Source organism: Shouchella lonarensis, assembly GCF_900096965.1.
GTDB lineage: Bacteria > Bacillota > Bacilli > Bacillales > Bacillaceae_D > Shouchella > Shouchella lonarensis.
Genome location: NZ_FMYM01000013.1, coordinates 31,271 through 52,831, shown reverse-complemented (window position 1 = coordinate 52,831; position 21,561 = coordinate 31,271). Strand labels below are relative to the sequence as shown.

Genomic DNA, 21,561 nt, shown 5'->3' with positions numbered 1-21,561 from the left:
TACCATATACATATGCTTGATCTATAGGAGGCTTACCGATGTCAAAACCGTATGTTTTTATTGATGAAGCACTTCCTTTGTCAGTGGAAAAATATCTTACCAAATACTGCACGTACACAATGTGGTCAAAATCGCAGCCCGTTCCCACACATACACTGCAAAACGAACTGAAAAAAGCCGCTGGGGCCATGCTGACCCAATCTCGTCCACGTGCCGCAGACATTGCTCATGCACCCCATTTAAAAGTAATCAGTACCGCTACAGTTGGCTACGATCATTTAGATGTATCTATGCTTGCAGCGCACGGCATTACAGTGACAAATACGCCTTACGTCCTTGATGAAACTGTCGCCGATCTCATTTTCGGTCTCATCCTATCTGGCTGCCGCCGCATCGCCGAACTACATACATGGGTACGTGCCGGCAGTTGGAATCAAGCGGTGCCGCTTGAGCTTTACGGGCAAGACGTTTACAACAAGACGCTTGGTATTATCGGAATGGGGCGCATCGGTGAAAAAATTGCCCACCGCGCCAAACACGGTTTTAACATGTCGATTCTTTACCACAACCGCTCCCGACGCCCCGAGGCAGAAAAATTATACGATGCAAAAAAAGTTGATTTAACCACACTGCTAGAAACAGCTGATGTTGTCGTCATCATGGTTCCACTTACAAAAGAAACGACACACCTCATTGGTGCAAAAGAGCTAGCAAAAATGAAACCGACGGCGGTCCTTGTTAACGGCGCCCGCGGTGCAGTCATTGATGAGGATGCGTTAATTGCGGCGCTCAAACAACAACAAATTTGGGGTGCAGCCCTCGACGTGTTTGAGCAAGAGCCACTGCCGTCAGGGCATCCGTTCCTCACACTAGAAAATGTCACATTGACTCCCCATATTGGCTCTGCTACGGCAGCGACACGTGAGGCAATGGCACAACGCGCGGCGGAAAACCTCGTTGCTGGTCTCAACGGCCAACAGCCGCAAGATATTGTAGAAAACGAATGACGGTGACTCGTGGATGATCACATCAAATCCAGTCATTGCTCTCCGGAGGCCGCTGCACTTGCTTATTCGTATCTCGACTCTGCAAGTACTGAACATGTTTCTCACCCCATTCATGCATCGCAGCTAACACCGGTTGTAAACTTTCACCGTATGCCGTCATCATGTATTCTACCTTTGGCGGCACTTGTGCGTAGACTTTACGATCAACAATCCCGTTTGCTTCTAACTCTCGCAACTGTGAGGTTAACATTTTCTGGGTGATCCCGGGAATCGCGCGTTTTAGCTCACTAAAGCGCATCACGTCATGTTTCATCAGTTGAAATAAAATATGATGCTTCCATTTCCCGACAAGAATTTCAAGTGCTGTATCTACACGACAATCATGGCTCACGGCATTCCGCCTCCTATAGTTTCAAACGTGATACTAACAAACGAAAAAGTGCGTACTATCCAATACGCTTTCTACCGATTATACTAAAAAAGAACAATGAATCATACGAAAAAAGGAGAGATATACATGCGCACCGATTTTTACACTGCAATCGAAAAACGCCGTTCTTATTACGCTTTAGGCAAGGAGGCTGTCACTTCTGACACACGCATTCAAGAAGTGGTAGAGCATGCGGTAAAACACGTCCCTTCGGCTTTTAATTCCCAGTCTACACGCGTATGCATCTTGCTCGGCAGTCAACACGACACGCTGTGGGAAATGACAACCAACATTTTAAAAGAAACCGTTGGACCTGATGCTGACTTTACAGCAACACAACAAAGAATGGATGGATTTAAAGCAGCGTATGGTACGATTCTTTTCTTTGAAGACGAAGAAGTTGTCAAGCAATTGCAAGAAAGATTCCCACTCTATGCCGACAACTTTCCACTCTGGTCTGAACAAACATCTGGTATGCATCAATTCGCCATTTGGACGGGGTTAGAAGCGGAAGGTTACGGGGCATCCTTGCAACACTACAACCCCCTAATTGACGTGGCGGTCGCACAAAAATGGGCGATCCCGAACACATGGAAACTTCGTGCACAAATGCCGTTTGGCAACCCTCTTGCCGAACCAAACGAAAAAACGTTTCAACCACTTGATACACGAGTAAAGATCTATAAATAATTAAAGAAGCGAGACGCCCGCACACCCGCGACGTCTCGCTTCATTTGTTCTCCTCATAAAACTGCTAGTTACTAACTTTTTCTAACTCGTGAATAGCCGCAAGATCAATCGACAACTGTTCTGCTAACCGTTGTCCAAGAGATTGATCTGCCTGATAGAAGTGACATATTGCTCGGAGCACCGTTTCTTTTTCCACTTGCTTTAAATCAGCAACTAAGTTTTTCACAAGCGCATCCTGAACTTCTTTCTCATAGCTACGATAGATCTTTCCTGCCTGACCAAAATGGTTTGTCTTCTCAATTACTTGACGACCCGTTTTACCGGCTAGTGGAGCACGGTAATCGGTATATCCTTCCGCTTCCTTCGGCGTTTGTTGATAACGGTTCGGCTCATAGTTTATTTGATTTGTTTGCTGTCCAACAGGCATCGCACCGTCACGCTGATTGTTGGCTTTTTTTGCAAATGGGCAGTTGACGGGTAAGTCTAAGTAATTGGCACCGACACGATAGCGCTGCGTGTCAGCATAAGAGAAAATTCGCCCTTGCAACAATTTGTCCTCTGAAAGCTCGAATCCAGGAACGAGATTACCAGGATTAAAACTAGCTTGTTCTGTTTCAGCAAAAACATTTTCAGGGTTCCGATTTAATGTCATCGTTCCAACCAATTGGTACGGAACATCTTCTTCTAGCCAGTCTTTTGTTGCATCCAAAGGATGGAAATCAAATTGGTCAAACTCATTCGGGTGGAGGACTTGCACATATAGATCCCACTCTGGGAAATCTCCTCGTTCAATCGCCTCGTACAGATCGCGCGTCGCATGGTTAAAATCTTGCCCTTGTATCTTTGCAGCTTCTTTGGCGGACAAATTTCGAATACCTTGCTTAGGTACCCAGCGTAATTTCACATAAACCATGTCGTTCTCTTCATTAATCCACTTAAAGGCATGTACACTCGATCCTCGCATTTCTCGATAAGAACCAGGAATGCCTTCATCTGTGAACAAATGCATGAGCATATTCGTGGTTTCCGGAGACAGCGACATGAAATCCCAATAACGATCAGGATGTTGAATGTTTGTCCGCGGGTCTGGTTTCAAGGAATGAACCACATCGGGGAACTTAATGGCATCACGAATAAAGAAAACAGGAAGGTTGTTGCCAACAAAATCATAGTTTCCTTCTTCGGTATAAAATTTCACTGCAAAACCACGCGGATCGCGTAGTGTCTCTGGTGAGGTACCACCATGAATCACAGTCGAAAAACGTACAAACACAGGTGTTTCTTTTCCATCTTCGGCCAAAAACGCCGCTCTTGTATATTGTTTCATATTATGTTTTACCTTAAAAACACCGTGTGCCCCTGCACCTCGTGCATGAACGACACGTTCTGGAATACGTTCCCGATCAAAATGAGCCAATTTTTCAATGAGATGGTAATCGTCAAGCAGCGTTGGTCCATCCGCCCCGGCAGTTCGCGAGTTTTGATTATCATAAACTGGATGTCCTTGATTGTCAGTTAATCTTTTCATCATCCGCCCCTCCTTCACTCAATAATAATTACTTATTTATAATTATTATTGATTACTTCAAGTGTAACGAAACCACTTGTTTATGTCAAGCAGAGAGACGCTATGTCTCAATCGTAATCGCAACACATTTATTCTTTATCCACACGTTTTTTTTGGACATCCCCCCACGAATAGCGAATTCGTTCGCCGTTTTTAAGATCTACAGCCACACTATAGTTAAATGGAGGAACACCCGCGTAAGACTTCAACACTTTGATTGTCTCGATCTTCTCTTTATCTAGCGATGGATCGTGACTAATTTGCCACATTGCTTCAGTCAATAACTCTTCTCTAGTCTCGACATCTCCTACACGGTAACTTTCATAATACTGCATGATAGCGATAACGCTGACTATAACGAGCAACACGCTCAAAATAATAATGACGTATTTGCTAGACAAGACTTCCACCTCCAAAAAGTAGACATAGCAACTTACGTAAACAACAGAAATACAACCTTTAATAAAAACAAAAATCGCCCCATTATGTAACCAAGCATTACAACACTTGACTAAAAAGGCGATTTTTTGTGTTACGTTTAATGCATGGCAATGGCAATCGAACCCTTTGCTGAACAGCCATTGCGATAACCTGTGTCACATTTAAGCACAAGCAAATATTCTCCAGGTCCCCATGTTTCTAACCCGCTTGCCTTTGCACCCTTTGCAACCATTTCACTCTTCACTACTCGACCATCTTTAACAATTTCATAAAAAACCGGATAGCGGCTATTTTGGAGGGTTTCAACGTCCCAACCAAAATAAGAGTATTGATCTAAATGATAGGATTGAGAAAAAATTGTCCGGTCTGTTGGTGTTAAACTAAGCTCCGAAAACCCGTATACATCATTTGAGGCAGATAATACAAAGAAAGAAATAAAAATGACTGCGGCAACCTTTTTCAGTGTTTTCATGCTCCAATCGCTCCGTTCTATGTTAATTTTGATGATACATGTTTATATTACCACCAAAATAAACACAAAGGAACTATTTTATTGTTTTTTTATTTATTTATGTTAATAAATTCGTCCAAATTAATCTTTATATGGATCAAATTCTTCTGCTCCAGCCATACATACACCGACAGGGCGCAATACGTGTTCGATGCTCAATGTATTTTTATGCGCGTCTAATACATTTGCTAACTTTTTATAAACAAAAGGACTTTCATCCGTTCCGCCGCCACGTAATTCAACCCCATATGAATCAATGGCCTGTTGCATCTGATCCACCGTCACTTTGCCACCGCTTCTCGTCCGCGTTTTCCAGTTCATTTTCCCCGCAGCTTCTGTTCGACTCATGATTCGGCCAGCACCATGAACCGTACTATAAAATGCCTCTCGGTTTTCCTCGCTCTCAACACCACGTACCACCACGGAAATATCACCCATACTACCACCGATGAATCCCCATTGGCCCGGCGCTGATGGCGTTGCCCCTTTTCTTACAACCACATATTCTTCATCTCCATGCGTTTCTTTCCACGCATAGTTATGATGGTTATGAACCGAAAAAACAGCGTCAGCTTGCAAAACTTGCAACACTTTTCCGATGACATAATCTCGGCCAGCGTAAGCGTATTTCCCTGCTAACTGCATTGCACGGTAGTACATATCACCAATGTCAGAGTCTAAATCTAGCAATGTTGGCGCGTCCTCCATTCGCTCACCCTTTACCTTGTCAGAGAATTTATGCCCCTTTGCTAAATTTAGAAAACCACTTGCCGTTTTATGACCAAAACCACGGCTACCAAAATGATTCGCTACCCAAACATCATCTGTCTCCTCTTCAACAAATATATCAACAAAGTGATTCCCACTGCCAACTGTACCTAACTGTTTTTTAGCTAAGGATTTTAATTTGTCATGCTCTTGCTTACCTATTTCTTTATATACAGCCCAGTCAGGATCATCAAAGAGTTCGTGATCAACTTTTTCTTGGTTGCTCCTCCCAACCCCAAAAGAGACCGTTTTTGCAATGTCATCCATGATCCTAGGCAGGTGAGCCTTCATGTCGGTATACTTTACATTCGTTTTCACTGCCTTATTTCCACAAGCAATATCATATCCAACCCCTGAAGGTGAGATTTGGTTGCGATATACAACCACACCACCGACAGGTTGACTGTATCCTTTATGATGGTCTGCCATTAACAATACTTGCTCCACGTCACCGTGATTCGCACATGTGACCGCTTGGTCCACCGCACTCTCTAGGGGGCTGCCCCATACTTTGACACCTTTTATTTCTTTGTACATTTTTTCTCTCTCCTTCTATCTCTTCTGCAACCTATTATACAGGCCTTTCTTTGTTTAATGCTACCTTCTGCCGCGGTCTCGCACCAATTAAACTGTTTGCAATTTTAATAACAAAGTGTTAGTGTGTAAAGTGTTTAAAACTAATCATTAAAGGAGCTGTTTTTATGTTTAAAAAGGGGCTTGTCTCGTTACTAGCCGTCATCGCTATCTTTATGTCAGGAACTGCCTTAGCAGCAAATCATGCAACAGAAACACTGCCGATTATCACTGGACCAGACATTATCTGTGTAGCAATTGGTGGCGATGCAATCAAAGTCTTAGAAGATAACTTCTCGGCAGTCGACAAAGACGGCAATGACATTACTGATGAAATGTACGTATTTATTGATGAATTTGAAACAAATAAACCCGCTATGTACAAAGCAATTCTTGCAATAGAGCATGAATACGGTGAGTTCATTCAACGTACAATTGATATTGTGGTCGGTTGTACAGAAAAGGCAAAGCCGCTGACATTTAAAAGGTACGTAGCGTTCACGTCTCATGCAGCAGATCCAGAAAGAGATACTGTTGACCACCATCATACCAACCTGTTAGAAGAAGTTAGCGCAGTAAAAGAAATCATTCAAAGAGGGGGCGACCAACATATTGATTTGGACGAACTTGAAGAAAAATTAGGAGACGTTTTATGGCATTTGTCACACGTATATCGCATACTTGGTGCAGATGCGCATAGTAACCCACCTAACTTTGATCCAATCTCTTACATGTTTCACGAAGATGCAGAGAAAGTAAGTATTTTATTAGAAAACGATAGCTCCGATGATCCTAATCAAATTCCTGATACTTATACAAACCGTGTCATGTACGCCTTAAAATGGTTAGCACAAATCTATGATCTAAACATGGTAGATATCGCTAAAAAGAATATTGAAAGACTTAACTAAACTGTTAAAACTCGGATGTAGCAATGCGTGTAAACGACCTTGCTACATCCTATTAATTAATGCTGAAGAAACGCATTTCCTTGCATCTGCTCTTATCTTATGCTAAGATACTAAAAAACGCGTGCGCGATGAAAAAAGAAGAGTATGTATCTTTCCGTCTCATAGAGAGCTTGTGGGTGGTGTAAACAAGTGGCGGCAGATAACAGAATGGACTTTTGAGCGCTTCAGCTTAACGCTGACGGCAATGTGACCCGATATGTCACAGAAAGTGGCCTTGTAAAAGGCAACAAGGGTGGCACCACGGTCGATTCGTCCCTTATGGCGAATGGGCTTTTTTTGTGTTTTACGGCGCGGCCACCCCCCACGATTAACATGCAGATAGAGGAGGATTTATCCATGTCAACAATTTTTTCAGGTGTACAACCTTCAGGTGAAATGACGATTGGCAACTACATCGGTGCCATGCGACGTTTTGTTACTTATCAAGACACACACAATTGCTTGTTTTGCGTTGTGAATCAGCACGCGATTACTGTCCCCCAAAAGCCAGATGAACTAAAACAAAGTGCACGTAAACTTGCTGCACTCTACATGGCAATTGGCATTGATCCAAAGAAAGCAACGATTTTCATTCAATCGGAAGTACGAGCTCATGCTGCACTTGCTTGGATTATGACATGTTTATCTTCAATGGGCGAGCTCGAGCGGATGACCCAGTATAAAGATAAATCACAGCAACACGGTAAAAATGAGACGATTCCAGCCGGACTGTTTGTCTATCCACCGCTTATGGCAGCGGATATTTTGCTCTACCAGACGACACATGTTCCTGTTGGTGACGACCAGAAACAACATCTCGAATTAACACGAGACTTAGCTGCGCGCTTTAACGCCCGCTACGGTGAAACTTTTTCCATTCCTGAACCACTTATCGCAAAAAGTGGCGCCCGAATTATGTCTTTACAAACACCAACGAAAAAAATGAGTAAGTCGGATCCAAACAATGCAGCCACGATCTTTTTACTTGAAGACCTCGCAAAAACAAAGAAAAAAATCATGCGCGCACAAACTGATTCGGATGGGATTGTACGTTTCGATATAGAAAATAAGCCAGGGATTTCAAACTTAATGACGTTGCGCGCAGCACTAACAAACGAAACAATGGATACCATGACCGCTGCTTATGATGGTAAAGGCTACGGTGACTTCAAAAAAGATTTGGCAGAAATCATCACAGAAACACTTGCCCCCCTCCAAGAGGAACATAAGAAATTAATGGATGACCCAATTGTCGATACCGTTTTAAACGAAGGTGCGGAAAAAGCACATGCTCTAGCAGAACAGACGCTCAAAAAGGTAGAGGGAAAAATGGGGTTATCGAGATAGACTGGCACAGCATAAAAAAATCCCAATCTCGTCCTCACTCGGACGAGATTGTTTCTTCTTTTACAATTGTATACATTTCACCCGCTTCCTCTTTTCTTGTATGTTCACGGACGTCATCAATTCGCACGGTCACAAATTTTTGGCCAAAACGAATGACTAGTTCATCCCCTGCCTTTATGACCGTACTTGCTTTTGCAACTTGTCCATTTACAGAAATTCTTCCTTGTTCACTCACTTCTTTTGCTAACGTACGACGTTTAATTAACCGCGATACTTTTAAAAATTTATCTAGTCTCATTTACGTTCTCTCCCTTATTTCAATCTATCAATGCATCTAATGCGTTTTGCAATGCCATTTCCGGGGAAATATTTTCATGTCGGGCAACTTGCACTACAGCAATGAACATTTCTCCAAGAGATTTCTCTAACATACGACTGTCGCTCGTACCTTTTATATCGTGCAGTACTGCAAGCTGCTCTGTTAACTGCGCCCACACACCGGTCTGCACGGCGGTGCGCTTGACGATTTCCTCTGCACGCATGAGCGCTGGCAAACTTTTTGGCACCGTCTTCGCCGCTTTTGTACCTTGTTCTGTCTTCTTAATTTCTTCCCACTGCGCAGCGACCTCGTCTGCTGTCTCAAGTGTATTTTCTGCAAATACATGCGGATGGCGGCGAATCATCTTTTCCGTCAATGTGCCAATCACATCATCAACAGAGAAATAACCCTCGTCCTCACCAATTTGGGCATGGAGCAACACTTGAAGTAATACATCTCCTAATTCTTCAACAAGGTGTTCATCGTCCTCCTCGTCAATCGCCGCAAACACCTCATACGCTTCCTCTAACAAATATTTTTTAAGCGACATATGCGTTTGTTTTCGATCCCAAGGGCAACCATTCGGACCGCGTAACGTGGCAATCACTCGGCGGAGATAAGCAAAGTCTTGATATAAAAGCACCTCTTCTTTCACCGGAGGTACATACACAGCGGTTAAATTGTTCAATGTTGCGTGACGGTCAAGCGCATACAATGGTACACGGGTAAGTGACTCATCGGTGGTGCCGACTGCAGTGGTAATTACAACTTCATAATCATCCGGTAAACGCGCCATTAACGTAAGCTTGACATCAGAAGCAATCAACGTATCATACACTTGTACAATGATGATATGTTGCGTCAATTGCAGCTCATCTTGTTTTAACGCAGTGCCATCAACGATTTGACAACCGTCAATGGGATCTACTGCAAGGGCACTGTACATTGCATCTAAAAATGAGGCACCACCAAGTACCTTTAATGTCACTTGTGCATGAGCCGCTTGTTCATGTAATAACTGAACCGTTCGTTCTGCGACAAACGGGTGCCCTGGTACCGCGTATAAAATATCGCGTTGCTGCGCCTCTTGTAACAATTGACTTGCAATCTCTTTATACACATCTTCAAATTGCTCATGCCTTTCATATATCTCGTCAAAAGATACATACTGCACCCCTTCTGCAGCAAGTTCGATTAATACTGGGTGATCCGCTGTACGCACAAACAATATATCTGCCTGCTTGAGTGTCCGGTACAACCCTAACGGTAATTGTGATAACTCTCCTGCGCCTAAACCGAGAATGGATAACGTCGGCAACTTGATCTCCCCTTTTCATCCTGCTAGCCATTTCAAAATCATCTATCCTTATCATACGCATTATGAGCGATTTTTTCCAGCACTGACAGCAACCAAATAAAGATGGCATTGAGCTCTTTTAGTATAACATGGTATGATAAACAAAATAGCGGAAGAAAAGAAGGTGATCGATTGCACACACCAAACCCGTGGACATACATTTGGCTACGCCCCAGAGCGGTCATTCGTGATGCACTTACGCACGACTTACATAAAAGAGCCGTCGTTATTTTATCATTGATATTTGGGTTTTTAACCACGCTATCCTATCAACGACTTCAAACCTTTACACTCCTCGGGGAAGTTTCGTTGTTCCAGCTTTTCCTTATCGGTATCATAGGTTCATTCTTTGGCCCTATTCTATATTATGGAGCAGGTGCACTTGTTGGCCGCATCGGTTCATTATATGGCGGTAACGGTGATGTGACGGCCACACGGAAATCGTTGTTATTCGCTTTATTTATGCCGGGGATTCTACTTGGTTTTTTTAAAGTCGGTTACTTTACCATCATTGCACTCAATCTCCACTTTTTTAAATCGGCTACACTGACACCAATCTTGCAAGCGTACTCGTTCCTTATCGGCATTGCCGATGTGTGGATAATGGTTGTCTTCCTCATTGCTTTGGCAGAGGCACAACAAGTCAAATTGTGGCGCGCATTTTTAGTGCTCACCGTTTTTATTGGCATAGGTTTTATCTGTGTCATTGCATTAGATTTACTCGTACAACTCTTTGTTTAAATCAACTACTTTTTTTGAAAAGGAAAGGGTCTCTATGAAAAAAGTTATTTTTACCGGTGGTGGTTCTGCGGGGCATGTCACACCGAATCTCGCCATTATGCAGGCACTTGATGAGTCTTGGGACATCGCCTACATCGGCTCACACGAAGGCATCGAAAAAGAACTCATCGAAAAGAACGCCGTTCGTTACTACGGAATTGCGAGCGGTAAATTGCGTCGTTACATGGACAGAAAAAACTTCACTGACCTTTTTCGTGTTGCAAAAGGTTTTTTTCAAGCACGAAAGATTTTAAAACGCGAAAAACCACATGTCGTCTTTTCGAAAGGGGGCTTTGTCACTGTCCCTGTCGTCGCCGCAGCCTCCTCGCTCGGCATTCCTGTCCACTTACATGAGAGTGACTTTACACCAGGGCTAGCTAATCGTCTCGCAAAACATTTTGCCAAAACGTTTTACACATCATTTGCCGAGACTGCCGCATATTTCCCTGAAAGTTCAACAACCGTCGTCGGCTCGCCGATTCGCCCCGACCTATTCACTGGCACTCGTCAACAAGGGTTACATTTGACCCATTTTAGTCGCGAACGTCCTACGCTACTTGTCATGGGTGGCAGCCTTGGCGCTAGTAAAATTAATGAGGCCATCCGCGAAGCGCTCGACTCGCTCACGCAGACGTATCAAGTCATTCATATTTGCGGCAAAGGCAATGTTGATCCTACACTGCAAGGGAAACGTGGATATCAACAGTACGAATATGTACATGAAGACTTGTCACACCTTTTGCAGATGACCGACCTCGTCGTCACGCGTGGTGGCTCTAATGCCATTTTTGAATTTCTTGCTTTACACATCCCAATGTTAATTATCCCATTACCTAAGTCACAAAGTCGTGGCGACCAAATTTTAAACGCACAATCATTTGTAAAAAATGGTTATGCTTCCATGCTTGAAGAAGAGTACTTAACAACGGACTCACTAATGAAAGAAATTCATTCATTATACGACAACCGCCAACTGTTTATTGAAACAATGAACGCGAGCGGAGCTTCTGATGCTGTCAGCCGGATTGTGGAAGACTTGCAAGCACGTGTCCAAACATAAAAAAGTGCCATTTGTCTCGAAGCAGAGAACAAATGGCGCTTTTTTTATGTTTCATGGCCTTTCTCTCGCCAAAACAATTGATCCAATGTTTTATCAAGCACATGACAAATTGATAAACACAACTCTAAACTTGGATTATATTTTCCAGATTCAATTAAACCAATCGTTTGCCTCGTTACGCCAATTTCCCGTGCTAATGCTTCTTGGGTTAAATCTTTCATCCCTAATTGGCCTTTTTCCATTACTTACTCCTCAATATACGTCTCATGCAAAAGGATCTTCCCATCAGCTGAACGATAAAAATCTTTTACTTCCTTCCGCACAGCATTCAAATACTGGGAATACGTCGTATACACAAGCGGCAATTCTTCGATGGCAATTTCCTGCGCCTTTTTATAGAGAGCCAAGCGCTTATTCTCATCTAACTCACGAGCTGCTTCCTCTAGAATTTGATCAAGCTCCTTGTTTGAATAAAACGATCGGTTTCCTGGTGCACCAGCCTTATCTGTATGGTAAAGCGGAGCCATCGCATAATCAGCATCACCAGTGAGTGACGTCCAACCGAGGATAAACATTTCATGCTCGCCATTACCAGTACTTTCAAGATAAGTCGCCCACTCTTGCGACACGACTTCAACATTAACACCAATTTCTCCTAAAGCACTTTGCATATACTCCGCCATTTGCAGTCGGGTCTCATTGTTATCATTTGTCATGATCTTCACCGATAAGTTTTCAACCCCAGCGTCAGCCAATAACTGTTTAGCTGCTTCTGGATCGTATGGAATTGGTTCAATTGATTCATCATAACCGAAGACACCTGGAGGAATCGGACCGCTTGCCATTCGTCCATAACCATCCATAATGTTCTCCAAAATTGCTTCATTGTCAATCGCCATCGCAATCGCTCGCCGAACATCAGGATTATCAAATGGTTCCTTTTCCACGTGAAATCCGTAGTTTGAAGCTGAAATGCCATCTGTGATAAGTAAATCAGCATCACTATTCGCTTCTAATTGTGACACATTTGAAATGTCAACTGGTTCGGCTACATGTGAATCCCCAGTAAAAACCTCAGCGATCCGGGTACCACCTTCTGAAACCGTTTTAAATGTGACTGAATCAAGCTTAGCTTTTTCTCCCCAATAATTTTCATTCCTTTTCAACACAATGGCCGATGTTCCCGGCACGCCAGATTCATATTTAAAATAACCTGTTCCACTCGGATTCTTATTAACGGTTACGAATGGTTGCTCACCATTTTTCATCGCTTCGTAATCTGCATCAATCATCGCTGGGCTAATCATGCTACCACCACTATGAGCAAAACTATAAATGAGTGGCGCAAACGGTTTTTCTGTCACAAATTCAATTTCGTAATTATCAATTATATTTATTTCTTCTATTTCTTCAAACAAGAAGGCGCGCAAGGAAGAAATTTGCTCATCCATAATACGTTCAATATTTTTCTTCACTGCTTCGGCATTAAATGGTTCTCCGTCGTGAAACTTTACTCCTTCACGCAATTGAAACGTTAGTTTATTTTCGTTGACTTCCCATGACTTTGCCAGCACTGGCTCTAGTTCCATCTCGCGGTTAAGCGTCACAAGTGTTTCATAAATCTGGTCTTGTACTTGCGTTGATGGAATGTCATTAATTTGATGCGGATCAAGCCCTGGGATTTCTGATGACATCGCAATAACGAGGCTACCACCCTCAGAACTGTTAGCGTTTTTATCTGTAGAACTACCGCTGCAAGATGCTAAAACGACCGCAAATACAAGCGCCGAGAATGCATACAACCATTTTTTGTTCGTTCCCATTTGTATTTTCCTCCCAAAAATATTTCCAATATTTAAAAATAAATTCCGGTGGTACAAACAGTTACGCGCACTACCTGATTTATATGTGACATATATGAAATACATGACATGAAAACCCCATAAAATAGTACACTAACCACATCAAGTCCAAAAGAAAAACCGCCTCTCAGCGGTTTTTATCTTTCTTATTTCTCAATGTAAGTTTCGTACAAGTTATACTTATCATCAGCATCGACGCGTACATTCTTCACTTCATCACGAATACCTTTCAAGTACTTCGTGTAATTCGTGTAAACAACCGGTGCGTCTTCAATGACGATTTCTTGCGCTTTCTTATACAAGTCTAACCGTACCTTCTCGTCTTCTTCACGAGCTGCTTGATCTAGAATCTCATCAAGTTCTGTATTTGAGTAGAACGAGCGATTTCCTGGTGCACCTTGGCGATCGGTGTGGAACAACGGTTCTAACGCATAGTCGCCATCGCCTGTTGCAGCGCCCCATCCAAGAATGAACATATCGTGCTCACCATTTGCAGTTGCTTCAAGGAAGGTTGCCCATTCTTGCTCCTTCACTTCTACATTGATACCAAGTTTGCCTAACTCACTTTGCATATACTCTGCAGTCGCTTTCCGTTGTGGATTGTCATTTGTTGTGATAGAAAACGATAAGTCCTTAACACCCGCCTTATCTAACAACTCTTTTGCTTTTTCTGGGTCATATGGTAATGGTTGGATACTCTCGTCATATCCAAATACCCCTGGAGGAATTGGCCCAGTCGGTAATATCGCTTGGCCATTCCAAATGTTATCGACAATCACTTTGTTGTCAATCGCCATTGCAATCGCACGTCGCACATCCGGGTTATCAAAAGGCTTTTTCTTCGCATTAAAACCATAATAAGATCCAGCAATACCATCCGTCACACTCAAATGTGCACCTTGCATGTTATCTAGCTGGTTCAATAAAGATACTTCGACACTATCAGCAATATGAGAATTACCAGACTCTACTTCCGCAAGTCGTGTACTCGCTTCTTTCACGTGTTTAAATGTGACTGAATCCAATTTCGGTGGCCCATCACGGTAGTCTTCATTTTTCTTTAACACAATCTCACTGGAACCTGCCACTCCAGAATCATACTTGAAGTAACCTGTCCCCGCTGGTTTTTCACTCACTTTTGTATATGGTTTTGCCCCAGCTTCGATTGCTTCATAGTCCGCATCAATTGAAGCTGGACTAATCATCGATCCACCACTATGCGCAAAACTATAAACTAACGGCACAAACGGCTCTTCTGTCACGAATTCAATTTCATAGTCACCGAGCACATTGATTTCTGAAACTTTTTCGAATAAGAACGCACGCTGAGAAGCCAAATCTTCGTCCTTAATCCGCTCAATATTCTTTTTCACGACTTCGGCATTGAAGTCTTCACCATCATGGAATTTGATTCCTTCTTGCAATTCAAATGTCAATTTGTTTCCTTCTTCTTTCCAATCTTTTGCAAGAACTGGTTCAAGTTCCCGGTTTTCATCAAACTGGATCAAGCGCTCATAGATGAGGTCCTGTATTTGTGAAGACGCTACATCCCCTACACCATGTGGGTCTAGATTTACCGGAGCCGACATCATCGCAATCACAAGATCGCCGCCTTCACCACTGCCAGCAGCACCGTTGCCTTCTCCTTCTTTTTTCTTACCATCATCAGTAGGTTCACTACTACAAGCTGCTAAACCAACAGCAAGCGCCAGTGCACATACACCATAAACCGACTTCTTCAAAGGTTTCATTTCTCTTCTCCCCCTTGTGATTACCTTCTATCATGGATAATGATGCGAGATGATTGAAGCAGTAGGGGCAACTACGCCCCTTATACAATCAATACAAACGATACACATCCATTCTCTTTCACTATAGCCGATTTCAAATACAAGTACAAGCCTTTTATTCGAACATTCACGCCTTACGCGTTATTCTCGCGTGAATGCACGACTTGTACGAAGGTTATTCATTAATCACAACATCACCAAGCATCATACGACGCGTAGGATGTTGCCAAAAACCTTCTACCTCATCACGAATGCCTACTAAATAATTTTGATGCACGAGCGGTTGAATGTATGCTTCTTCAGCAATGATGTTTTGAATGTCTTTATAGAGCGCCAGTCGCTCGTCGCTATCCGTGCTTTTACGTGCTTGATCAAGCTTTTCATCCAACCGCTCGTCCGTCGTAAACGTACGATTGCCCGTTGTCCCGTGGTTATCTGAATGGAACAACGCATACAGACCATAGTCTGCATCTCCTGTCACCGTTGCCCAGCTCAATACAAACATTTCCTGCTCCCCTTCAGCAGTAAATTCAAGAAACGATGCCCATTCTTGTACTTCGATCTTAACGTTAATATTAAGCGGTTCAAGCGCACTTTGGACATACGTTGCAATATCTTGTCGTTCTTTTTCATTGCTCGTGTGAAAGACGATGTCAAAACCATCCGCTAATCCTTCTTGGGCAAGTAACTGCTTTGCTTCCTCAATATTTTGCTCATTTGATGCTACAGACGGATCATAACCAAACACTTTTGGCGCTAGCGGACTGCGCGCTTCAATTCCAACCTCATCATAAATACCTTTGAGCACCTCATTTCGATCAAGTGCAAGTGAAATGGCTTTACGCACATTTTTGTTGCTTAAATACTCATGTTGTGTGTTGAAGCCAACGTACATAATCATGACGCTTTCCTGTGAGTCGGAATGGACACCGTCTGTCGCTTCTATTTGGACGAGTTCATTTGGACTAAGTGGGTCAATAATATGTGCATCACCCGTCTGCAACTCAGCCATCCTCGTTCCACCCTCAGACACAACCCGAACAAACACACTGTCAACCTTTGCTGGCTCGCCCCAATAATCATTATTTTTTACTAAGCGAACCGACTCACCACGTTTCCACTCATCAAACTTGAACATACCGGTTCCAATTGCTTGCTTATTAATAACGAACCCAGGGTCTTTCCCTTTGGCCATCTCCTCATAATCTTCGGCAATCATTTTTGGACTCATGATGGCTGCGCCTGTGTGCGCTAAATGGGACGGGAGTGGCGCAAACGGGTATTCTGTGTGGAAACGCACCGTATGATCATCGATGACCTCTACTTCATCAATCATCGTAAATAAAAACGCACGTTGAGATGCGACAGCAGGGTCTAATACACGATCAAAGTTTGCTTTTACGGCCTCTGCAGTAAACGGGGTGCCGTCATGAAATTTAACGTCTTTCTCTAGTTGAAATTCCCACGTTGTTTCATCGATTTGTTCGTATGACTTTGCAAGTCCTGGTGTAAGCGCAAGATCTTCATCATGGTTTAGTAACGTTTCATAGATTTGCGACGTCATGTTAGAAGAATACGTATCATTGGCACCATGCACGTCCAGCGAAACAATTTCTGATAGCATTGAAATACGAAGTTCTTTTTCGGTCGTGCTTTCTCCTTGCTCTGGCTGCCCGACTTGGCCTGAGTCTGTTGGCTCACTAGAACACGCAGCGAAAACGAATGAAAACAAAGCGACACACATTAAATGAATTAATCGAACATTTTTTAGTTTCATAGCGCCTCTTCCCTTCTCCGTCCAAAATGATTTCTTGTGACCAAACTTTAACACAGACGTGGACAAGTACGCAACACCTTTTTCAGATATTTCTCTAATATGACAAAACTAGTTGTAAATAGACGCATTCACAACATTGCCTCTAACAAGAAACAGGAATAGACAGTTGGTTGCAATGAATCTCACTATTTCGTGTGAAAACTTCTTCACAAGACTATGTTTCACAGACAAGGTAGTGTATAATGAGACAAAATTATGTACAAATCTATACCTTATCACTGTTGTTTGCCTCCGTTATGGATGCGCAAACAATCATGAATTCATTGAGAAAGGGAGTTGAATATGGCTCGGCAAACAGAAATTCAGCCAGCACCGATGGCATCAGAACGACCCTTTGTGAAAAGCTGGAAAGCATTTTTCGGTCGACTGATCACAAATAAGTCAGCGATTGTTGGCGGCTCACTCATTATTTTACTGGGCATTTTAGCAATTATCGGACCATACATTGCGCCTCAAAGTTTAAACGAACAAAATTTTGCCGTGAAATTACAAGGTCCCTCAGCAGAGTTTTGGTTTGGCACAGATGCTTTTGGTCGAGACGTCCTCTCACGTATTTTACACGGGATGAGTATTACTTTCATCATCGGATTCGGTTCTGTTGCACTGGCGGGTATTGTTGGCACAACATTTGGGATCATTTCCGGATATTATGGTGGGAAAACAGATACGATTATCATGCGAATTGTTGATGTATTCCTTGCCTTTCCAGGTATTATTTTGGCTCTTGCCATTGTTGCAACACTTGGACCAGGGTTAGAAAATGTCATTTATGCGATTGCCATTGGCTCCTTCCCTGTCTTTGCTCGTATTGCCCGAGGCTCAACTTTAGCAGTGAAAAAACTTGAATACATTGACGCCGTAAAAGCACTCGGTGCAAGTGATACCCGCATTATTATTAAGCACATTTTACCAAACGTTTTATCACCACTTATTGTACAAACAACGTTATCGATTGCTACCGGCGTACTTGCAGCAGCGGGGCTCTCTTTTCTCGGACTCGGCGCACAACCACCTTCACCTGAATGGGGTGCGATGTTAAATGCTGGTCGTTCTTACATGTACGATGCCCCACATTTAACGTACGCACCAGGTATTGCGATTGCGCTTTTTGTGCTCGCCTTTAATATTTTCGGTGACGGCTTACGTGACGCGTTAGATCCTAAATTGAAAAACTAGAAAAGAGGTGTACCTATGCTAAAATTTCTCGTTCGCCGCTTACTGCAGCTTATTCCTGTTGTTATTGGTGTTACGATTCTCGTATTTGCCCTGATGCATTTTATCCCTGGTGATCCTGCACAAGTTCTGGCTGGAGAATCAGCAACACCTGAACAAATCGAAGCTTTAAATAAGCGGCTTGGTCTTGATCAGCCCTATCCTGTGCAATATTTTCGTTATATGGCAAACCTCATTCAACTTGACTTCGGTACGTCGATTCGGAGCGGACAACCTGTTTCAGATTTAATTTTTCCAAGGCTTGGTATCACCTTCGAACTGGCCTTATATAGTACCATTCTCAGTGTCTTCCTCGGCTTGATTGCTGGTGTCATTTCAGCAACAAAACGTGGGACGTTCACAGACTCAGCCATTATGGTTGCAGCACTGTTTGGAATGTCCATGCCAAATTTCTGGCTCGGACTCATCCTCATTCAATGGTTTGCACTTGGAAATATCCCGATTATCGGTGATCTTCCCTTTATTGATACGACATGGTTCAAACCGTCCGGCTGGGGGTCGATCGATCAGCTTGTCTTACCTGTTGTCATGCTTGGCGTCTCAGGTGCAGCCATTATCGCCCGAATGACGCGATCCAGCATGCTAGAAGTCATTCATCAAGACTATATTCGTACCGCCCGTGCCAAAGGCGTAAAAGAACGTTATGTCATCTATCGACACGCGCTAAAAAATGCCCTTATCCCTGTCATTACCGTTGTTGGTATCAGTTTTGGGGGATTACTTGGTGGCGCCGTTCTTTCAGAAAGTGTCTTTGCGATTAATGGCATGGGGCGCCTCATCCTTGATGCAATTACGACGCGTGACTTCCCGGTTATGCAAGCAGGTATTTTAATTGCTGCCCTCTGCTTCGTGCTTGTCAATTTGCTTGTTGATATTGCTTATCGATTTGTCAATAAACGTGTTGACATAGATTAATATACGTCTCTTTAGCACAAATAGAAAGGTGTGGAACCATTGGCAAACGATGCGATTTTACAAGTTCGGGATTTGCGAACATCGTTTTTCACAAAAGAGTTAGAAGTAAAAGCAGTAGATGGGGTCACATTTGATGTACCAAAAGGAAAAACACTTGGTATCGTTGGTGAATCTGGCTCTGGAAAAAGCATTACTTCTTTATCCATCTTAAATTTACTCTCTCATCCAGGAAAAATTGTCGGTGGAGAAATTCTTTTTCACGGTGAAGACTTAACAAACAAAAAACCAGCTGAAATGCGCCGTATACGTGGAAACCAAATTTCCATGATTTTTCAAGAACCGATGACGTCATTAAATCCTACATTTACTGTCGGGCAACAAATTATTGAGTCATATCTCATCCATGAAAACATTTCTAAAAAAGAAGCACGTCAACGCGCGATTGAAATGTTGGAACTTGTTGGCATCCCATCACCAAAAAAGCGTATTGATCAGTATCCGTTTGAGCTGTCAGGGGGGATGCGTCAACGTGTCATGATTGCGATCGCACTTGCCTGCAATCCTGAGTTACTCATTGCTGATGAACCAACGACAGCACTTGATGTCACCATTCAAGCACAAATTTTAGAGCTTATTAAAGACTTACAAACACGACTCGGCATGTCAGTCATTATGATTACTCATGATCTCGGTGTTGTCGCCGAAACATGTGACCATGTCGCTGTCATGTACGGTGGACAAGTCGTTGAATTTGCAACCGTAGAAGACTTATTTGCGAAACCGAAACACCCTTACACAGTAGGACTGATGAAATCTCTTCCGCGACATGATACAGACATTGAAGGCGATCTGGCCATTATTAAAGGCGCTGTCCCTGCACCAGCAGATATGCCAAACGGTTGTCGTTTTGCACCACGCTGTCCATTTGCGCGCGAAGTTTGTAAGGAACTTCCGTATTTAGAAGTAGAAGACGACCACCGACAAGTCCGTTGTTGGATCTATACAGATAAATGGGACGGCCCGGAGGTGAATGTACGTGACGAATACGCTACTCAAAGTTAAACATTTAAAACAATACTTCCCAATTAAAGGCGGTTTTCTCGGACGCACTGTCAATCACGTCAAAGCAGTTGACGATATTACTTTCTCTATTGATGAAGGGGAAACGGTTTCTATTGTCGGAGAATCTGGCTGTGGGAAATCCACAACTGGTCGCGCAATTTTGCGTCTTGATGAACCAACTAGCGGAGAGATTACCTTTCAAGGCGAAGACTTGCTTTCTCTTAACCGCAGGCAAATGCGGGCAAAAAGAAAAGATTTGCAAATCATTTTCCAAGACCCTTATGCATCAATTAATCCAAGACAAACAGTCCGACAAGTTTTGTCTGAAGCGATGACGATCCAAAATATTGCACCATCAAAAGAGCACGACCGCCGCATTCGAGAACTCATGAAAACCGTTGGGCTTGGTGAACACCAAATTGACCGCTTTCCACATGAGTTTAGTGGTGGACAAAGACAACGGGTCGGCATTGCCCGCGCCCTTGCTGTAGACCCGAAACTCATCATTTGTGATGAAGCGGTGTCAGCACTAGACGTATCCATCCAAGCGCAAGTCATTAACTTGCTTAAAAAGCTCCAGCGCGAGTTAAAATTAACGTACTTGTTTATTTCTCATGATTTAGGGGTCGTACGTCATATTTCTGACCGCGTCATAGTCATGTATCTTGGGCGTATCGTTGAAATGGGCGACAAAAAGTCTGTCTTTGACAACCCACAACACCCATATACAAAAGCATTATTGTCAGCCATTCCAAAGCCAGAACCAGGCGGTGACCGCGGACGTATCATTTTAAAAGGCGACGTCCCTTCGCCAATCGATCCACCAACTGGTTGTCGCTTCCATACACGTTGTCCATTTGCTGGAGAAAAGTGTAAAACTGATACGCCTGTGCTACGCACGACAGAAAGCATGAAAGACGGACATACAGGCGCTTGCCATTACATGGAGGAAATTACTTCTGGTGAGCGAAAGCCTGCATATTGATTTCTTAGGTTAGAATCAGGAGCCTGAAGCGTAAAAAAACCTGGAGAGCATCAGCTTTCCAGGTTTTTTTTACGCAA

20 protein-coding genes, 1 pseudogene and 1 other annotated feature are annotated in these 21,561 nt (G+C 43.2%); of the genes and pseudogenes, 10 read left to right on the top strand and 11 right to left on the bottom strand.

Translation table 11 applies throughout. The annotated features are described in order from the left end of the window. Window positions 1–38: 38 nt before the first annotated feature. Entirely contained in the window at window positions 39–1,007 is a 969-nt protein-coding gene (locus tag BLT29_RS12265; RefSeq protein ID WP_090776607.1) for a 2-hydroxyacid dehydrogenase, read from the top strand. A 22-nt stretch (window positions 1,008–1,029) separates the two neighbouring features. On the opposite strand, the gene BLT29_RS12260 is transcribed toward BLT29_RS12265, so the two are convergent. Next, on the bottom strand, window positions 1,030–1,398 hold the full coding sequence (locus BLT29_RS12260) for a winged helix-turn-helix transcriptional regulator (protein ID WP_245701275.1): 369 nt from the start codon (window positions 1,396–1,398) through the stop codon (window positions 1,030–1,032). 126 nt (window positions 1,399–1,524) lie between these two features. Here BLT29_RS12260 and BLT29_RS12255 point away from each other — a divergent pair, with 126 nt between their 5' ends. Continuing rightward, on the top strand, window positions 1,525–2,127 hold the full coding sequence (locus BLT29_RS12255; protein ID WP_090776606.1) for a nitroreductase family protein: 603 nt from the start codon (window positions 1,525–1,527) through the stop codon (window positions 2,125–2,127). A gap of 64 nt (window positions 2,128–2,191) precedes the next feature. On the opposite strand, the gene BLT29_RS12250 is transcribed toward BLT29_RS12255, so the two are convergent. The 4 genes from BLT29_RS12250 to BLT29_RS12235 form a co-directional block, all read right to left on the bottom strand. Further along, on the bottom strand, window positions 2,192–3,655 hold the full coding sequence (locus tag BLT29_RS12250; protein ID WP_090776605.1) for a catalase: 1,464 nt from the start codon (window positions 3,653–3,655) through the stop codon (window positions 2,192–2,194). A gap of 128 nt (window positions 3,656–3,783) precedes the next feature. Continuing rightward, complete coding sequence (locus tag BLT29_RS12245) at window positions 3,784–4,095, bottom strand: hypothetical protein (protein WP_090776604.1); 312 nt, start codon at window positions 4,093–4,095, stop codon at window positions 3,784–3,786. A 137-nt stretch (window positions 4,096–4,232) separates the two neighbouring features. Next, window positions 4,233–4,607 (bottom strand): hypothetical protein, encoded by a 375-nt coding sequence (locus BLT29_RS12240; RefSeq protein ID WP_090776603.1) that lies wholly within the window; start codon window positions 4,605–4,607, stop codon window positions 4,233–4,235. 120 nt (window positions 4,608–4,727) lie between these two features. Continuing rightward, the gene (locus BLT29_RS12235; RefSeq protein WP_090776602.1) at window positions 4,728–5,951 is read right to left on the bottom strand and encodes an RtcB family protein; all 1,224 of its coding nucleotides are present in this window, start codon (window positions 5,949–5,951) and stop codon (window positions 4,728–4,730) included. A gap of 164 nt (window positions 5,952–6,115) precedes the next feature. Here BLT29_RS12235 and BLT29_RS12230 point away from each other — a divergent pair, with 164 nt between their 5' ends. Then, window positions 6,116–6,898, top strand: a complete 783-nt coding sequence (locus tag BLT29_RS12230) for a nucleoside triphosphate pyrophosphohydrolase family protein (protein ID WP_090776601.1) — start codon at window positions 6,116–6,118, stop codon at window positions 6,896–6,898. A 119-nt stretch (window positions 6,899–7,017) separates the two neighbouring features. Continuing rightward, window positions 7,018–7,218: a binding site (T-box leader), on the top strand. A 76-nt stretch (window positions 7,219–7,294) separates the two neighbouring features. Continuing rightward, window positions 7,295–8,284 (top strand): tryptophan--tRNA ligase, encoded by a 990-nt coding sequence (gene trpS / locus BLT29_RS12225; RefSeq protein WP_090776600.1) that lies wholly within the window; start codon window positions 7,295–7,297, stop codon window positions 8,282–8,284. 34 nt (window positions 8,285–8,318) lie between these two features. Here trpS and BLT29_RS12220 read toward each other — a convergent pair whose 3' ends face one another. Together BLT29_RS12220 and yabN are read right to left on the bottom strand one after the other, a co-directional pair. Beyond that, window positions 8,319–8,582, bottom strand: coding sequence for an RNA-binding S4 domain-containing protein (locus BLT29_RS12220; protein ID WP_090776599.1), 264 nt, complete (start codon window positions 8,580–8,582; stop codon window positions 8,319–8,321). 46 nt (window positions 8,583–8,628) lie between these two features. Beyond that, window positions 8,629–9,921: pseudogene (gene yabN / locus BLT29_RS12215) on the bottom strand (bifunctional methyltransferase/pyrophosphohydrolase YabN); the annotation flags it as partial. A gap of 171 nt (window positions 9,922–10,092) precedes the next feature. On the opposite strand from yabN, the gene BLT29_RS12210 reads away from it, so the two are divergent. Together BLT29_RS12210 and murG are read left to right on the top strand one after the other, a co-directional pair. Further along, the gene (locus tag BLT29_RS12210) at window positions 10,093–10,701 is read left to right on the top strand and encodes a YIP1 family protein (protein WP_090776597.1); all 609 of its coding nucleotides are present in this window, start codon (window positions 10,093–10,095) and stop codon (window positions 10,699–10,701) included. Window positions 10,702–10,735: 34 nt separating this feature from the next. Beyond that, window positions 10,736–11,800 carry an undecaprenyldiphospho-muramoylpentapeptide beta-N-acetylglucosaminyltransferase gene (gene murG / locus BLT29_RS12205; RefSeq protein WP_090776596.1) on the top strand — a complete coding sequence of 355 codons (1,065 nt, stop codon included), beginning with the start codon at window positions 10,736–10,738 and terminating at the stop codon, window positions 11,798–11,800. A gap of 44 nt (window positions 11,801–11,844) precedes the next feature. Here the strand turns inward: murG and BLT29_RS12200 are convergent, their stop codons facing one another. The 4 genes from BLT29_RS12200 to BLT29_RS12185 all read right to left on the bottom strand — a co-directional run bounded on the left by BLT29_RS12200 (window position 11,845) and on the right by BLT29_RS12185 (window position 17,229). Then, on the bottom strand, window positions 11,845–12,042 hold the full coding sequence (locus tag BLT29_RS12200; protein ID WP_090776595.1) for a helix-turn-helix transcriptional regulator: 198 nt from the start codon (window positions 12,040–12,042) through the stop codon (window positions 11,845–11,847). A 3-nt stretch (window positions 12,043–12,045) separates the two neighbouring features. Next, complete coding sequence (locus BLT29_RS12195) at window positions 12,046–13,623, bottom strand: glutathione ABC transporter substrate-binding protein (protein ID WP_090776632.1); 1,578 nt, start codon at window positions 13,621–13,623, stop codon at window positions 12,046–12,048. Window positions 13,624–13,808: 185 nt separating this feature from the next. After that, entirely contained in the window at window positions 13,809–15,413 is a 1,605-nt protein-coding gene (locus tag BLT29_RS12190; RefSeq protein ID WP_090776594.1) for a glutathione ABC transporter substrate-binding protein, read from the bottom strand. Between the two features lie 214 nt (window positions 15,414–15,627). Then, a complete protein-coding gene (locus BLT29_RS12185; RefSeq protein WP_090776631.1) occupies window positions 15,628–17,229 on the bottom strand; it encodes a glutathione ABC transporter substrate-binding protein in 1,602 nt (533 codons plus the stop codon). Window positions 17,230–17,571: 342 nt separating this feature from the next. Between BLT29_RS12185 and BLT29_RS12180 the strand changes: the two genes are divergently transcribed. From BLT29_RS12180 to BLT29_RS12165, 4 genes are read left to right on the top strand one after another with little or no spacing between them, the layout of a single operon-like run. Continuing rightward, the gene (locus tag BLT29_RS12180) at window positions 17,572–18,465 is read left to right on the top strand and encodes an ABC transporter permease (protein WP_090776593.1); all 894 of its coding nucleotides are present in this window, start codon (window positions 17,572–17,574) and stop codon (window positions 18,463–18,465) included. Window positions 18,466–18,480: 15 nt separating this feature from the next. Then, on the top strand, window positions 18,481–19,437 hold the full coding sequence (locus BLT29_RS12175) for an ABC transporter permease (protein WP_090776592.1): 957 nt from the start codon (window positions 18,481–18,483) through the stop codon (window positions 19,435–19,437). 30 nt (window positions 19,438–19,467) lie between these two features. Continuing rightward, complete coding sequence (locus BLT29_RS12170) at window positions 19,468–20,499, top strand: ABC transporter ATP-binding protein (RefSeq protein WP_090776591.1); 1,032 nt, start codon at window positions 19,468–19,470, stop codon at window positions 20,497–20,499. Then, a complete protein-coding gene (locus tag BLT29_RS12165; protein ID WP_090776590.1) occupies window positions 20,468–21,484 on the top strand; it encodes an ABC transporter ATP-binding protein in 1,017 nt (338 codons plus the stop codon). Before BLT29_RS12170 ends, BLT29_RS12165 begins: the two co-directional genes overlap by 32 nt. Window positions 21,485–21,561: the final 77 nt, after the last annotated feature.

Excerpts from the sequence above, each read along its gene's own strand:
- BLT29_RS12265 (WP_090776607.1), top strand. The coding sequence starts at position 39 with ATGTCAAAACCGTATGTTTTTATTGATGAAGCACTTCCTTTGTCAGTG.
- BLT29_RS12255 (WP_090776606.1), top strand. The coding sequence starts at position 1,525 with ATGCGCACCGATTTTTACACTGCAATCGAAAAACGCCGTTCTTATTAC.
- BLT29_RS12250 (WP_090776605.1), bottom strand. The coding sequence starts at position 3,655 with ATGAAAAGATTAACTGACAATCAAGGACATCCAGTTTATGATAATCAA.
- BLT29_RS12240 (WP_090776603.1), bottom strand. The coding sequence starts at position 4,607 with ATGAAAACACTGAAAAAGGTTGCCGCAGTCATTTTTATTTCTTTCTTT.
- BLT29_RS12235 (WP_090776602.1), bottom strand. The coding sequence starts at position 5,951 with ATGTACAAAGAAATAAAAGGTGTCAAAGTATGGGGCAGCCCCCTAGAG.
- BLT29_RS12230 (WP_090776601.1), top strand. The coding sequence starts at position 6,116 with ATGTTTAAAAAGGGGCTTGTCTCGTTACTAGCCGTCATCGCTATCTTT.
- trpS (WP_090776600.1), top strand. The coding sequence starts at position 7,295 with ATGTCAACAATTTTTTCAGGTGTACAACCTTCAGGTGAAATGACGATT.
- BLT29_RS12220 (WP_090776599.1), bottom strand. The coding sequence starts at position 8,582 with ATGAGACTAGATAAATTTTTAAAAGTATCGCGGTTAATTAAACGTCGT.
- murG (WP_090776596.1), top strand. The coding sequence starts at position 10,736 with ATGAAAAAAGTTATTTTTACCGGTGGTGGTTCTGCGGGGCATGTCACA.
- BLT29_RS12200 (WP_090776595.1), bottom strand. The coding sequence starts at position 12,042 with ATGGAAAAAGGCCAATTAGGGATGAAAGATTTAACCCAAGAAGCATTA.
- BLT29_RS12195 (WP_090776632.1), bottom strand. The coding sequence starts at position 13,623 with ATGGGAACGAACAAAAAATGGTTGTATGCATTCTCGGCGCTTGTATTT.
- BLT29_RS12190 (WP_090776594.1), bottom strand. The coding sequence starts at position 15,413 with ATGAAACCTTTGAAGAAGTCGGTTTATGGTGTATGTGCACTGGCGCTT.
- BLT29_RS12185 (WP_090776631.1), bottom strand. The coding sequence starts at position 17,229 with ATGAAACTAAAAAATGTTCGATTAATTCATTTAATGTGTGTCGCTTTG.
- BLT29_RS12180 (WP_090776593.1), top strand. The coding sequence starts at position 17,572 with ATGGCTCGGCAAACAGAAATTCAGCCAGCACCGATGGCATCAGAACGA.
- BLT29_RS12175 (WP_090776592.1), top strand. The coding sequence starts at position 18,481 with ATGCTAAAATTTCTCGTTCGCCGCTTACTGCAGCTTATTCCTGTTGTT.
- BLT29_RS12165 (WP_090776590.1), top strand. The coding sequence starts at position 20,468 with ATGTACGTGACGAATACGCTACTCAAAGTTAAACATTTAAAACAATAC.